At 71.9% G+C, this 13,890-nt stretch carries 12 protein-coding genes; all 12 read right to left on the bottom strand.

Annotation, left to right across the window (positions count from 1 at the left end; translation table 11 throughout):
• Nucleotides 1–72 precede the first annotated feature (72 nt).
• Nucleotides 73–525 (bottom strand): hypothetical protein, encoded by a 453-nt coding sequence (locus tag ACY34I_RS06480; protein ID WP_462753390.1) that lies wholly within the window; start codon nucleotides 523–525, stop codon nucleotides 73–75.
• A gap of 104 nt (nucleotides 526–629) precedes the next feature.
• Complete coding sequence (locus ACY34I_RS06475) at nucleotides 630–1,772, bottom strand: C40 family peptidase (RefSeq protein ID WP_462753466.1); 1,143 nt, start codon at nucleotides 1,770–1,772, stop codon at nucleotides 630–632.
• The gene (locus ACY34I_RS06470; protein ID WP_462753388.1) at nucleotides 1,736–2,233 is read right to left on the bottom strand and encodes a hypothetical protein; all 498 of its coding nucleotides are present in this window, start codon (nucleotides 2,231–2,233) and stop codon (nucleotides 1,736–1,738) included. Before ACY34I_RS06470 ends, ACY34I_RS06475 begins: the two co-directional genes overlap by 37 nt.
• Nucleotides 2,234–2,259: 26 nt before the next feature.
• On the bottom strand, nucleotides 2,260–3,102 hold the full coding sequence (locus tag ACY34I_RS06465; protein WP_462753386.1) for a hypothetical protein: 843 nt from the start codon (nucleotides 3,100–3,102) through the stop codon (nucleotides 2,260–2,262).
• Nucleotides 3,103–3,185: 83 nt separating this feature from the next.
• Nucleotides 3,186–3,821, bottom strand: a complete 636-nt coding sequence (locus tag ACY34I_RS06460; RefSeq protein WP_462753385.1) for a diguanylate cyclase domain-containing protein — start codon at nucleotides 3,819–3,821, stop codon at nucleotides 3,186–3,188.
• 95 nt (nucleotides 3,822–3,916) lie between these two features.
• Nucleotides 3,917–4,723, bottom strand: coding sequence for a MarR family transcriptional regulator (locus ACY34I_RS06455; RefSeq protein WP_462753383.1), 807 nt, complete (start codon nucleotides 4,721–4,723; stop codon nucleotides 3,917–3,919).
• Nucleotides 4,724–5,174: 451 nt separating this feature from the next.
• Nucleotides 5,175–5,840, bottom strand: a complete 666-nt coding sequence (locus ACY34I_RS06450) for a hypothetical protein (RefSeq protein ID WP_462753464.1) — start codon at nucleotides 5,838–5,840, stop codon at nucleotides 5,175–5,177.
• Between the two features lie 669 nt (nucleotides 5,841–6,509).
• Nucleotides 6,510–7,313, bottom strand: coding sequence for a replication-relaxation family protein (locus ACY34I_RS06445; RefSeq protein WP_462753462.1), 804 nt, complete (start codon nucleotides 7,311–7,313; stop codon nucleotides 6,510–6,512).
• 400 nt (nucleotides 7,314–7,713) lie between these two features.
• Nucleotides 7,714–10,230: a helicase HerA domain-containing protein gene (locus tag ACY34I_RS06440; protein WP_462753381.1), complete on the bottom strand. Its 2,517-nt coding sequence runs from the start codon at nucleotides 10,228–10,230 to the stop codon at nucleotides 7,714–7,716.
• A complete protein-coding gene (locus ACY34I_RS06435) occupies nucleotides 10,227–12,008 on the bottom strand; it encodes a VirB4 family type IV secretion system protein (RefSeq protein WP_462753379.1) in 1,782 nt (593 codons plus the stop codon). The genes ACY34I_RS06440 and ACY34I_RS06435 overlap by 4 nt, the downstream gene beginning before the upstream one ends.
• Nucleotides 12,005–12,976, bottom strand: coding sequence for a PrgI family protein (locus tag ACY34I_RS06430; RefSeq protein ID WP_462753377.1), 972 nt, complete (start codon nucleotides 12,974–12,976; stop codon nucleotides 12,005–12,007). The genes ACY34I_RS06435 and ACY34I_RS06430 overlap by 4 nt, the downstream gene beginning before the upstream one ends.
• A complete protein-coding gene (locus ACY34I_RS06425; protein WP_462753375.1) occupies nucleotides 12,973–13,890 on the bottom strand; it encodes a hypothetical protein in 918 nt (305 codons plus the stop codon). The genes ACY34I_RS06430 and ACY34I_RS06425 overlap by 4 nt, the downstream gene beginning before the upstream one ends.

Genomic DNA, 13,890 nt, shown 5'->3' with positions numbered 1-13,890 from the left:
GAGTCGCGCCACGAGGGGTCGTGGCCCTGCGGGCGGCTGATGAGGCTGGTGATTCGCCGGGGCTCGTGGGCTTCATGCCTCGGCGTTGTGGGCGCGTTCCTCGGCCAGTTCGACGACTTTGTCGCGTCGTGGGGCGGGAAGGCTGGCGAGCAGGTCGACGTACTGCTGTTCCTGTGCGGTGACGGGTTCGGCGAAGGCTGCCTTGTAGGCCAGGCGCGCTGCCTCGTGCGCGGCCTCGATCGGACCGCTGGGGTCGTAGGCGACAACGGCCTGCCGCAGCTGCTCGGCCGCCGCGACCGGGTCGCGGGACAGCGTGATGTCGTAGATGCGGAAGTCCGCCGGAAGGTTCGCCGCGCTGATCGCGGCGATCAGGCACAGGTTGGCCTGGACGTAGTAGGCGTACGTCTCGCTGTGGGCAGGCGTTTCGCCGCGAGCCCGCACGGCGGCGCGTTCGGCGTTCCAGCGCAGCCTGGCTTCCTCGGCGTGCCTGGCGAGGGCGAGCAGCATGCTGCGAGTGGGATCCATCGTGTTCCTCCTGTCTCTGAAGGGCACTGCCCCGGCTAGCAAGCCGAGGGGTGGGTTCGGGCGCTGGCGATTGCCTGTTCGAACACCGACGGCGGGAGCCCAGGTCAACTGACGATCCGGCGGACGGCCGCGAGCTGGCTGGCCCACGCGGACAGGCGGCTGATCTTGACGACGTCGCCGCTGTGCGGGGCTTGGACGATGAGTCCTTGGCCGAGGTACATGCCGACGTGGCCGGGGCGGGCGGTGCTGCCGCGGCTGCCGGGGATGAACAGCAGGTCCCCGGGCCGCAGGTCGCGGTAGTCGGCGACCGGGGTGCCGGCGTGGACCTGTTCGCTGGTGGTGCGGGGCAGGGGGATGCCGGCGGCCCGGTACGCCTGCTGCATAAGCGATGAGCAGTCGCACTGGCGCGCGGGGATCCCGGAATGTGCTGCGGTGCAGTCCCCGCCGAAGGTGTAGGGGGTGCCGAGCTGGGCCAGAGCCCAGCCGATCGCCGTCACGACCGGCAGCGGTGTGCCCGGCGGCAAGGTGAACCCGGCGGGCAGGGGGACCTGCTCGCCGCCGGGTTGGCCGTCGCCTGCGTCGAACAGGCACAGCGGGTTGCTCATCGCCTGCTCCAGATCGGCGGTGACGGGTCCGGCGGGTGTGCCGCCGGTGAGAACGCGGACCAGGGCGATCGCATCGTCCTCCCACTTGGCGTATGCGCCGGGAAAGGCGGAGCGCTGCACTGCCTGCGCGGCGTCGGTCAGCGGCATGGCCTGCCAGCCATCAATGGCGAGGAGTGCCTGGTAGAACTTCCCGGCCACGTAGCGGGGATCTCGCAGTTGGGCGGGTGTTCCCCAGCCTTGCGAGGGGCGTTGCTGGAACAGGCCGATCGAGTCGCGGTCCCCGCCGGGCAGGTTCCGCAGGGTGGATTCCTGCATGGCCGTGGCCAGGGCGATCACCCAGCCTCGCGGCGGGACCTTCAGATCCGCGCCGACGGCGACGATCACGGCGGCGTTGGCCATCTGCTCGCTGTCCCACCCACCCGCGCCGGGGCGGGCGGGTGGGGAGATGGTGAGGGTGGGCAGCAGCGGCTGACCGTCCGGACCGACCGCGCCGTAGCAGGCCGCCGAGGCGGTGCCACCGCCGGTGAACAGGGCACCGGCGGCGCCAGCGCACAGCACCAGCACGGCGATCACCCCGGCGGCGATCAAGGCGAGGGCGCGGGCGCTCACCGCGGCGCTCCGACCGCTGGTCGCGACCCGCAGGGCCGCTCGGCCCGGTCGGTGCCAGCAGGGTGCAGGCAGTTGACCAGGGGGTAGGTGGCGAGGCGGGTGCCGTCGCTGGTGTGCACGGCGATGGTGTCGGTGTCCGGCTCGATGAGATAGATCCACTCCGCGTCGAGGTGCCCGGCGTGGCACAGCGGGAACACCGTGACCGGCTCCGGCGGGTCCACCTCGGAAGCGAGGGTCATGCCGACGCCCGGCACCGGACGCTGCCCGGCGAACGGGGACAGCCTGGTGGCGGTGATGTCCGGGTCGAGGTACTCCCAGTCGTAGGCGAGGATCGCGGTGACCAACGCGATCGTGTCGTGATGGGCGTGGCCGGCCCAAATCGTGGCCAGGGTGCGTACCACGACGGCGGGGTGGCCGTCGAAGAGCACGAAACGGGCGTGCACCAGGTGCGGGTTGTCGGGCCGGGTGGCGCCGATGTAGCAGTGGGTGCTCACGAAACAAACTCCTTCATCGGGCGACGTCACGGCTGGTCGGGCTCGGGTGTGGGCGGCCAGATGGCGGGCTCGGCGCGCCAGCCGAAGATCGGGTCAGTGGTCTCGACGGATCCGCAGCGGGTGCACTTGGTGTAGGTGTCTTCGCCGTAGCCGGCCATGGAGGGCATCTCGTCGGAGTCGATCTCGTCGACGCCGCCGCAGATCCGGCAGCGGATGGAGGCGCCGTCGGGCCCACACACGCCGAAGATCGGTTCCTCGGGCTCGATGCGGAGGCGGGACCGCTGCGGTCGTGGCGCGCCCCCGGCGGTCCTGCTCTCGACGTGGCGGACGGTGGCGGCCAGCAGCGCGACCAGACCGGGGTAGGTGGCGGGGATGCCGCCCGGGTCGGGGGCGTCGTCGACGCCAACCCGCGGGTGGTCCTCGCCGCGCAGGTGGGTGAGCTGGTAGACGCGCCCGGCGGCGTCAACGGCGTCAACGCGGCGGGCCTGCCGTGGCTGCCCGCCGCTGGTGTGGATGTCGTCGTAGCAGGCGGCCCAGGCCACGAGACGCGCGTCCGGTGTGGCCGCGCGGATCCGGCGGATGATCGTGGCGAGGGTGGCCTGGTAGGGCGTGGACGCAGTGGGGTTGATCAGGCTGGCGGCGAGGCGGTGCAGCAGCGCGGGCAGACCAGCCGGGTCGGCGAGCAGGTCGTCGGGGTGCAGCGGGAACTCGAGGCAGCGCATCTTGCGCCGTCGCTTCGGCTTGGAGGTCAGGAGCCAGTCGTGGACGAGCAGCAGCGTCGGGGGCTGACCCCAGCCCATCTGCTCGGCGTCGGCGTCTGCTGCGATGAGGCAATCGGTGAGCGTGCGGACAGTGTTGAAGGACAACACCAGGTTCTCCCTTGCAAAGGGGTGGGCAGGCGAAAGGCCCCGCAGCCGGGTGGCTGCGGGGCCTGTGACATGCGGGTGCGGGGTCAGCCGCCGTGCCGGCTGCGGCTACGCACGGCTGGTGTGAGCTGGGGCAGGTACTCGCGTACGCCGCCGTCGACGCGTTTCGCCTCGTACATGGCGCGGTCGGCCTGGGTGAGCAGTTGCCGGGTGCTGGTGTTCGGGTGGTGGGTGTGGGTGTAGCCGACCGAGGCGGTCACCTGCAGGTGGCCGTTGACGACGCGGATCGAGTCGCCGGCGATCGCCTGCCAGGCGGCGTCGGCCGCGGCGGCGGTGTCGTCGCGGTCGCCGGTGACCAGCAGCGCGAACTCGTCGCCAGAGAGCCGGGCCGCGACCCGCACCGGGACGCCGAGGCTGGCCAGGCGGCGGCCGACCTGGTGGAGCAGGTCGTTGCCGACCTCGTGGCCGAGGGTGTCGTTGACGGTCTTGAACCGGTTGAGGTCCAGCAGCACCACCCCGACCGGTGCGTTGTTCTCCAAGGCGGCGCGCAGGCGGGTGAGGAACAGCCGCCGGTTGGTCAGGCCGGTGATCTCGTCGTGGGTGGCCTCGTAGCGGGCAGCCTGCAGTTCTTGTTGCTGCCGCCAGAGCAGGGCGGCGGCGAGGGCGAGACCGGCGAGGATCCCGCCGACGGCGATGGCGATCGTGTGCAGGATGGAAGACACTGGGAACGCTCCTTGTGCGCGAAGGAGCACCGGGGGCGGGCGTGAGGCGCCAACTTCGACGCCCGCCCTCGGGCTGCCTGACAGGTGGCCGGCGGCTATCGGCTGCCGGTGGTGGGGGCGAGCTGGAAGGTGGCCGGCTTTTCCACGGTCTGCACGGCCTTCCCGGCGGCGACGAGCTTGACCACCGCGTTGACGACCGCGCCCGCGCTGGCCTTCTTCGCGCCGCTGCCTTCGTTGGCGGCGTCGATGAGCTTGCACAGCTCGCTGGTCTTGTAGGCCCGGTCGGGGTGGGCTTCGAGGATGTCCAGCACCGCCCCTCGCAGGGAGCCCTTCGCCCGGCGACTGCCTCCGATGGCTGGGTCATCGGACGGGGCGGCGGTGTCCGGGTCGGCGCCGTCGGGTGTCGAGGCAGACCGCTGGCTGTCGCCGTCGGTGTCGGCAACGGGTTCTTCCTCACCGTCGGGCGGTGTGGGTGCGTCCGGGGCGGTCGTGTCGCTGGCGGAGGTCGAGGGCTCCGGGTGAGCGGGATTCGCGGGTTCCGGCGTGGACGGCTCCTCGGGGAACTCTGCGGTGTCGGTGACCTCGGCAGGGTCGTCCTCGGGGTGTGCGGGTTCGCCGGGCAGCGCGTCGGGCGGGCTGTCATGCGCTGGCGACGTGGCCTGGTCCGTGCCGACGGTGGCGCGGCCGGCGTCGGTCAGCCGCCACACGGCACGCTTGCTTTCGGTGTGGATGCGTTCGGTCTGCCCGGTCTGCTCCCAGGCACGCAGCTTCGCGGTGGCGGTGGAGTAGCCGAGCCCGGCCTTGTCGGCCACGGCGGCGGCCGTCGCTTCGCCGAGTTCCGCGAGCGCGGCGAGGACCTTGAACATCGCGTGGGCCGGCACGGGCTCCGGTGTGTCGGTCATGGGCATCGTCCTTTCGTGGTGAGGTCAGCACTGATCCACGCTTCGATCGCGGCGCTGATCAAGTGCGATGACCGGACCTCGGGACACAGCTGGAGATCCGGTACGGCGGGTCCGGTACGCCGCCGGGTCTTAAGAGCGGCTTTCCGGGAGCGAGAGATGGAAGAGGGAAAGGGCGGCCTGTTGCCGGCCGGGCTCGGATCGGATGCCCCGGCCTGGGGCGCCCGGCGACTGCGGTTTGCCGCCCCGGGGGCGGCTTCGAGCCGGGCCCGGCTGCCGGAGGCTCGGGCGCAACCAGCCCGGCGGCACAAGGTCGCCGATGGCCGGGCGGTACGGAAAGCCCGCAGCCGATCCGCCGCACGAGGCGGCGTGGCGGGCCGTGAGGAAACCGGTCGGGCAGCACCGGTCCCTTTCGGGTGCGAGGGGTGGTGTGGCTGGCCCGGCGGGTCTGCGGTCACTGGTGGTGCAGGTCGATGGCGAACAGCCGCTGGTCCTCGTCGAGCGAGTCCAGGTAGCGGGCCGCCTGCTGGAGGTAGGTGATCCGGTCGGCGAAGAACGCGCTGGCCGGTTGCATCCGGTCGCCGGTCTCGGTGAGGAGGGCGTCGGTGCACAGCGCCCACAGGGCGTGGTAGTTGGCGTAGGCGGCGGTGCCGGCCTGGAACATCTCCAGGTCGCCCAGGTCGAGCTGCCCCGGGCCGTGTGTCGCGGCGTTGTGCATGCGCATGGCCTGCACGCGCGGCTGCCGGTGGAACTCGGCGGTCGCGGTGTCCATCGGGTATCCCGATGGGTCGGACAGGTGCTTCTGCAGGAAGACCGGCCACGGGGTGGCTGCCTTCGTGCCCGCGACGACGTGGGTCCACTGCTGGTGGCGCACGCTGGCGCCGAGGTAGGCGCCGTGGCGCATGCCGGCCAGGTCGAGCAGGCGGATGGGTCCGCCCGCGCAGTACCAGGGTCCGGTCTTGGCCTTGCGCAGGTCGATGAGCTGCCGCCGCTGCCAGGGGCGCAGGCCCGTGCGTGCCCAGTACCGGGGGCAGCTGGTGCCCGAGATGTTGAGGTGGCGTTCGAGTTGCCGGGTGGTGCTCAGCGCCTGGGCCAGTTCCTCGGAGACGCAGACGATCATGGTGCGGACGACTGCCTGCGGGCTGGCCACGACGGCCGGGGTGACCGTGGCGGCCGTCTTCGGCTGCGGGACGGTGGTGGCGGTCCGGGTGAGGGCCGGTTTCGCCGGGAGGGTGGGCACACGGCTGCCGTGACGGGTCAGCGGGGTGCCGTTGAGAGTGGACATACGCGGTCCTCCTTCAGGTGGGGTGCGCTGGGCGCGCGGGACTGACCGGCCCACCGGGTGCATGGGTCGGGTCAGAGCGGAAGGGGAAGAGAGAGGTGGTGCGGGTGGTTGGTGCGACCTCGAAGGGGTCGCCGCGCGGGCGCGTGCCGACCGGCCGGAGCGGGTGGGCGTCGCGTACCGCGGGGTGCGGCGAGGGATCCCTGAGGTGGGACCGAACCGGGTGGAGCGATATGTGAGGTGTGGTGTTGCCGAAACGATAGGGGTTCGGTCTGTCAGCGATTTCGCCTCGGTTGCCGCCGATCAGGGCGTTGACCTGCGTTGTTAGGCGGTGAAGGTGGCTGCGGCGGTGATGGAGGCGTGTGGTCTGTCAGACCGGCCGGATCTGACAGCGGAGTCGCTCGTCTGACAGATGTCCCTGGGACGGGATCACCGCCCGGGGGTTCTCGATGTCTGGGCGGTGATCCGGCCCTGTTAGACCGTCCGTGGTGTGGGGCGGGTTTGGTGTCAGTCGTTGTCGGGGTGGACGTAGCGGTGCGGGTTGGTGGCGGGGTTGTCGGGTCCGTGATCGCTGGGCAGTTCGTGCAGCCAGCGGCGCAGCCCCGGGTCGGTGGTCAGGGTCCAGGCCGGGCCGGCGGGGTGCTCGTCGTGGATGCCGGTGGCGACCGGCATGGCGGTGGGCACGCCGGCCAGGGCGCGCAGCAGGTTCGCCTCGCGGCGGCGGCTGCGCACACGGAGCAGGACCGGGTAGTGGGGGCCGAACTCGGTGAGACGTTCGTAGGCGCGCAGCTTGCGTAGCACCCTGCTGAGGTTTTCGGTGTTGTTGTCGTGTTCGAGGAAGAACCCGACGGTACGGTCGCCGACGGACCAGACGCCGTGGGCGTCGGGGCGGATGTCGGCGGCGGCGTAGGCGGCGGTGGCGTGTTGCTCGGACCACCAGCGCTGCAGGCGCGCGTTCGGGTCGGTGCGGGTGTAGGCGTGCAGGTCGACGAAGAGCTGGTTGACGCCGAGCAGGTGGCGCAGCTTGCGGCTGCCGACGATGCGTTCGGTGCGCTCGATGCTTGAACGCGGCGGACGGGCCGTGGGCTGGTCGGGGTCGGTGTAGGCGGTGGGGTGCAGCACGGCGCCGAGCGGGCCGAGGGCGTAGAGGTACTGGCCGGTGCCGGTGGTGATGTCCACGAACCGGGTGACCGCCTCGATGGAGCGCAGCGCCGCGAGGCGTACCAGGGCCGCCCGGCGTGACGGGAACAGGGCTTCGGCGATCTGGTCGGTGGACAGCAGGTAGTGCTCGGCGAGCCAGCCGAGCAGCATGCGGTCGCGCAGGGTCAGCCGCCGCAGTGACTCCAGGCGCTCCTGCCGTGAGGGGCGACGAGACGACGGCGACGGGGATGAGGTGGACGAGGTGGGCGGATTCGGTTTGGAGGAGTCGGAGTGCGAGTTGGAGGATTCGCTGGACATGTGTGGGATCCCTTCAGGGGAAGACGGAGACACCCCTCCGTTGGAGGGGTGTCTGGAATCTGCGATGGCCGTGGCGCGCCTGGTCACTGCTGGTGTGCAGCACTGACAGACGTGTTCGGGTGGGTCTGTCAGCGGCGGTGTGCGCAGCGGTGGTGAACGCGAGGTGAAGGGCTGGTCGAATGGCCTGTGCAGCCGGGATTCGGTGACGATGACGGACCCTGGTATCGCCGCTCCTGCCGTACGAGCGGGTCGTTCAGCGCTTGTCTCTGGCGCCCCTGCCCTTGGTGGTCCGGTTGTTGTCCGGGGGCTTCGACAAGCGGTCGACCAGCTCGTCGATGGCGCTGGTGTTCTGCTGGTCTGGCTTCCGCGCGACCGTTTCGCGGATCGCGGTGGCCTCCCCTACGACCGGCTGGGGTGGGCGTGTCTTGAGGGTGAACGCCGGTGTCTGCCGACCGTCGACGACGAGACGTGTCGCGGCGGTGTAGGCGTCGAGGTGGGTCAGGTCGTGCTCGTCGAGTTCCGGCAGGGTGTGGCGGGCCAGCACGCGGGCGTCCTCCGGCGCGCACGAGAAGTAGATCTTGTTGCGGGCGTTCGCGGAGACAGCGGCGAGCAGGTCCTTGGGAAACTGGGCGAGGTCCTGGTGGGCCAGGACCATCGACAGCCGGTATTTGCGGGCCTCGGCGAGCATCGTGTCCAGGCTGTTGGCGAGGGTGAGGAAGTTCTGGGCCTCGTCGATGATCAGGCTGGCGTCTCGGCGCTGGTCGGGGGCGATGCGGGCGCGGGCGGTGGCGGCCTGCCACACCTGCGCCAGGATCAGGGAGCCCAGCAGTTTGCTGGTGTCCTCCCCCAGTTGGCCCTTCGGGATGCGCACGAGCAGCGCGCCGCCGTCGAGGATTTTGCCCATGTCGAAGCTGGAGTGCGGGTAGCGCATGGTCCGTTTGACGAAGTCGCGCAGCAGGAACGCCCGCAGCCGTGCCAGGACGGGGCCGATGACCTGTGAGCGCAGGGCGGGGTTGAGGTCGTCGTACCACTGCCAGAACCCGGACAGGCCGGCCGGATCGTCCAGGTCGACGGTCATCGCCGACCGGAACTGCGCCGAGTTGAGCAGGGGCGGGATGTGCTGCAGGGTGACGTTGGCGTGCCGCAACAGCGTCAGGCAGGCCACCCGCATCACGTCGTCCATCCGCGGTCCCCACGCCTTAGCGAAGATGTTTCCGAAGATCGACACCAGGTTGTCGACGACCAGGTCCGGGTCGTCGCCGGATAGGGGGTTGATCGTCGGCGGGTTCGGTTGGTCCGGGTCGAAGATGACGAGGCGGTCGGCGGCGGAGGCGGGGAGCCGGTCGAGGATGTCGAGGACGAGGTCGCCGTGGGGGTCGATGACGACGGTGCCACGACGGGCCTTTATGTCGTCGACCGCGAGGTTGACCAGCAGGGTGGTCTTGCCGGAGCCGGTGGATCCGACGACGTGTAGGTGGTAGCGGGCGTCGGGGACGGACAGGGCGACGCCGTGGCCGCCGACCTGCGCGTCGCCGATCATCTTGGTGCCGCGCCCGCCGGTCGGTACGGCAACTGGTGTGGGCATCGGTTTCGCCCGGGCGCGATCCAGGCCCGGGACGGCTAGGTCGCGGGGCAGCGCGGCGAGCGCGGCCAGCTCGGGTGTGGAGGTGAGGAACCCGGCGCCGAGTCGCCGCTGCGCGAGGGCCGCGGTCGGGGCTCGCATGCGGGTGCGGTGGGTGAGGCGGTTGCGGCCGGAGTAGACGGCGAAGGAGGAGGCGATGGTGTCGGCGATGCCCCGCAGCCGTGGCCGCTGGTTGGTGCCGCCGCGTCGGCTGTCTTTGCCGACGGCGTAGCGCACGGCGGTCTCCCACAGGGGGTGGGAGGTCTTGTCGAGGATGGCTCGCACGTCGCGTTCCACCCCGGGGTCACGGCGACCCGTCTGGGCGGGGCGGGCGGTGCTGGCGGGGCGGCCGGGTAGGAATGCCTCGACGAGCCACAGCAGCGGTGCGGCCGGGTTGATGGCGGGGGTGGCGGTCTTGCCGTTGCGCAGCCGCGTCGCGGCGCGACGCGCGCGCAGGGCGCGGCGGGGTGCGGCGGGGCGGGCAAGGATCTGGACGCAGGCGTGCTCGTCGGCCTTGAGTTGGGAGCCGGCGGACATCAGCGCGCGCAGCGGGTCGTTGTCGTGGTCGATGTGCAGGGGCAGCCATTCGGCTGCGGTGGGCAGCAGGTGCCCGCCCACCACCGCTGGCACGTCAACCGGGATGGGCGGGGCGGGGGTGCCGTCGGTGGTGCAGGCGGCGCCGGGCCAGGCGGCGCGGACGGCGGCTTCGACCGCGCCGGGTGGGACGGTTCCGGGCACCCATATGGAGATGAGCAGCCGTCGGCCGGTCCAGGTGTACTGCCAGGCCACGTGGGGGCTGCCATAGAGCCACCGTCGGCGTCGGGATGGGGTGAGGGTGCCGGCGAGGTTGGCCCACAGCGCCGCGGCGCTGTGCGGGTCAACCTCGGGTGGTGGGGCGATCGTGACGAGGCGTGCCCCGTCGGCGTGCCAGCGGTGCCGCCACAGCTGCAGGAGGTTGCGGCCGGCGATGTAGGCGACGAGTGGGGTCGCGGCGATGGCGAGTAGCCAGGGTCGCTGCGCCGCCCAGCTGGCGGCGTCGAGCAGCCACCGCGCGGGTTCGGTCGGAGGCGGGAGGACGTCGGTGCCCGGCCCTGACGGGCTGGGCACCGGCGGGGGTGGGAAGAGGTAGTAGATGGCGGGTGGTGTCACAGGTCGTTTCCTTCCTCCTCGAGGTCGGCCACCTCGGCCGGGCTCGTGCAGAGCAGGTGCTCCGTTTGGGAGGCAATGGCTTCGAAGCTGGTCCGGTTGGTGCCGGAGATAAGAAGGCCAGTGCCGACGCGGGCGGCGAGAAGCAGACGGCGTTCGCCGGCGGTGAGCCGGAAGGCGTCGCCGATGGCGTCGATGGCTTGCGGGGCCTGTTTGAGCAGGATTTGGGTGGCGGCGTTGGCGACGACGGCGTGGCCGAGGTCGGTGCCGAGGAGGTCGGCGACGTCCTGGGTGATGACGGTCAGGCCGGCGTGGCGTTTGCGGGCTGCTTTGGACATGCGGAACAGGAATCGGGCGCCTTCGCCGTCGCGCATGAGCAGCCACGCCTCGTCGACGACGACGAGCCGCCGCGCGGTCGTGCGGCTGGGGGCGTCGACCTGCCGCCAGATGGCGTCTAGGGCGAGGAGGGTGCCGACGGCGCGGAGCTCGTCGGGCAGGTGCCGCAGTGACCAGACGACGAGGTGGCCGTCGGGGCGGGTGGTGGTGGGCCCGTCGAACAGGTCGGAGAAGGAGCCCTCAACCCAGGGGGCGAGGCGGGCGGCGAGCTGGCGGGCGGCGGGGTCGGTGTCGGCGTGTAGGCAGTTGGCGAGGTCTTGTAGGAGTGGGGCGGGCCGGTGGTGGGTGGCCGGGTCCGGGGTGATGCCCGCTTGTCGGTAGACGGCCAGGATCGCCCGGTCCAGGGCGGCGCGTTCCGCCGGTGGCGGCTGTTGCCCGAGCAGCACGCTGATGAGGGTGTGCAGGAACAGCCCGCGGCGGGTGAGCACGTCCGGGCGGTTGTCCCCGGAGGGCAGGTCGAGGGGGTTGACCTTGACTCCGGGAGTGCCGAGGCGGACGACGGCGCCGCCGACGGCGTCGGCCAGGCGGAGGTATTCGTCTTCGGGGTCGATGACGGCGACCTGCACCTGCTGGTAGAGGTTGCGCAGGATCTCCAGCTTCACGAAGTAGGACTTGCCGGCGCCGGAGCGGGCGAGCACGACGCTGTTGTGGTTTTCCTGGGCCCAGCGGTCCCACCACACGATCCCGCTGGAGTCGGGGTTCACGCCGTACAGCACCCCGCCGTCGGCGGGCGGGTCGCCGGGCAGCGGCGCTGGCAGATCGGCGGAGGCGAGGGGGAACGCGGCGGCGAGAGCTTGGGTGTCCATGGTGCGGCGCACCTGCAGCGAGTCCGTTGCCAGGGGCAGGGTGGTGGTCCAGCCGGCCAGGTGCCGCCACGTGGCGGGCTGCACCTCGATCAACGTAGACGCGGCGGCGGCTTTCACCTGCGCGCACGCCTCGAGGAGTTCGTCTTCGGTGCGGGCGTGCACGGTCAGGTAGAGGCCGACGCGGAACAGCTTCGCCGCGCCGCGGGCCAACCGCTGGGCGAGGTTGGCGGCGTCGTCGGCGGCGGCTTCGACGGAGGGGTCGGGAAGCTTGCCCCGCCCGGCGTCCGCGCGGCGGGAGGATTCGAAGCGGGCGCGTTGGTTGCGTAGGCGGGCTGCGGCGACGGGGGCGGGCAGCGGGTCGATGTGCAGGGCGAGGTCGAGGCGGCCCGGCCAGGACAGGAGGGGTTCGAGCCAGGCGGGGCCGACCTCGGCCGGGTAGCCGGTCACCACGAGGGTGGCGGCGTAGCCGTCCCCCACCCGCAGGAACCGGGGCGTGACTTCCACGGAGGCGGGAGCCACGGTGGCCGCCAGTGCAGACGGCTGGCGGTCGGCGGGCTGGGACCGGTGGCGCAGCTTCATGTCTGTCGGCTCCTTCCAGGCCGGTACCCCTGGTGGGGCGTGGATGAGGTGATGACGGTGTCGGGGGCCGCGAGCCCGCCAGGCCGGGGCGGCCGGTAGGGGTCAGCGGCGGCCGCGAGCGCGGCGGTGACCGCCGCCCCGTCAAGGGCGCGGGTGGTGACGCCGAGGCCGGACAGGGCGCGGACCGTGTTCTCGGCGCGTCGTCGGGCGGCGTGCTCCCCCCGCTCACCCGCGCTGGTGGAGGTGACGATGAGGACCTGCCGGCGCAGCGGGTCCCGCCGGGTCGCGAGGTCGTCGAGGAACCGGGCATGGTCGGCCGCCGCGTCCGCGAGGGCCGGGTGGGGCAGCGCCTCGGCTGTCTGGGCGAGGGTGCGGGCGGCCGAGTGCAGGTTCACCGGCTGCGCCGACACGACGATCTGCGTCGGCGTGGACAGCGAGTTCAGCCAGCGACCGAAGGTGTCCACCAGGGCGGCCTGCTCGTCGCGGGTGCGCAGGGCGAGGTTGACGCTGGTGGCGGCGACCATCGCCGCACTCGCCCCACCAAGGCGGATCTGTCCGCCGTCGTCGATCGCGTCGGCGGGCAGCTTCAGCGGCGCCGGCAACGCCACCGGCGACGTGGGGGCCTGCACCCAGTCCGGAGTCTTCGACGTCGTGTCGGTCGTCGACAGCGCCCGAGGCGCCCGGGCGTGGCGGACGGCGGCGAGCAGCCACACATCAAGGGGCAGGCCGTCACGGCGGCCCACGGCGACACCGAAGGCGAGGCCGGCGAACAGCACGGCGGCGCCGACGAGCACCGGCGCCGGCACCAGGTCGTGCAAGGCGCGCCAGGCGCCGTAGAAGGCGAGGGCGGCGACGGCGAGGATCGCCAACTGGCGGAACGTCAGCCCGTAGAGGACCTTGTCGGGGGCGTCGACGTCAGCGGGCATCCGCGCCCGCCCCGCCTCGCTCCGATCGGTCTGGTCGGTCATCGACCCACCGCCTTCACCGCCCGGCCGAGGCCGGGCACCGATCGGGTGACCTGCTGCACGACGATCACCCGCACCGCCGCGCCGAGCATGTTCCCCCCGCGACCCCCGCCTGTGGCCACGTAGCGGCGCATCAGGGACGGGACCCGCAGGGTGGTCCAGAGCATGACGATGACGATGAACAGGTTGATCACCCCGCCGGGTTCGACCGGCAGGCCGAGCACAGGCAGCAGATGCTGCGGATCGGTGAGCATCCACTGCCCCGCGTAGAGGGTGAAACCCTGCACCACCGGCACCGCCAGCACCCCGCCGTACGAGCGCCACCACAGGCGCGCCAAGGGGTCGGTCTGCGGCAGCGCGTGGCAGGCCAGGGCGAGGGGCGCGGCGGCGGTGAGGACGAGCACGACGGCGAAGCGGACGATCACGCTGAACGCGGTACCGGCGAGCAGGACGGCGATGATCGCCACGCAGATCACGAACAGCAGCAGCGCCGTCGTGTCCTGCCCTGCCGTGATGTGGGTCTTGATCGCCCGCAGCGCGCCGTCGCTGTCACCCGCGGGTGTGGCGAGCGCGAAGGTGAGCGCGTTGGCGAGGTCGATGAGCATGCCGCACCACAGCTGCGAGAAGTGCGCGGCGACGAACCCGACGATCAGCCTCGGGAGCAGGTCCTTGACGGTGTAGCGGGTGGTCTCGCTGCCACCGGCGGTCATGGTCAGCACCCCGGCGGCCACGAAGGCCAGGACGAAGACGGTGTCCACGACGAGCACCGAACGGCCGGTCAACGCCTGCACCTGCGGCAGGCCGGTGACCTTCGGGGTGACCAGCAGCACCTGGCTGATCACCCCGAACAGGGCGTCCAGGGCCGCGAGGATCGCCGCCGCCAGCCAGTCGAGAATCTGGTCGAGCAGCCAACCCAT

This window comes from Micromonospora sp. RTBAU3-60, assembly GCF_054963695.1.
Note: the sequence above shows the minus strand (reverse complement) of the source record. Positions and strands in the feature narration are given on the sequence as shown.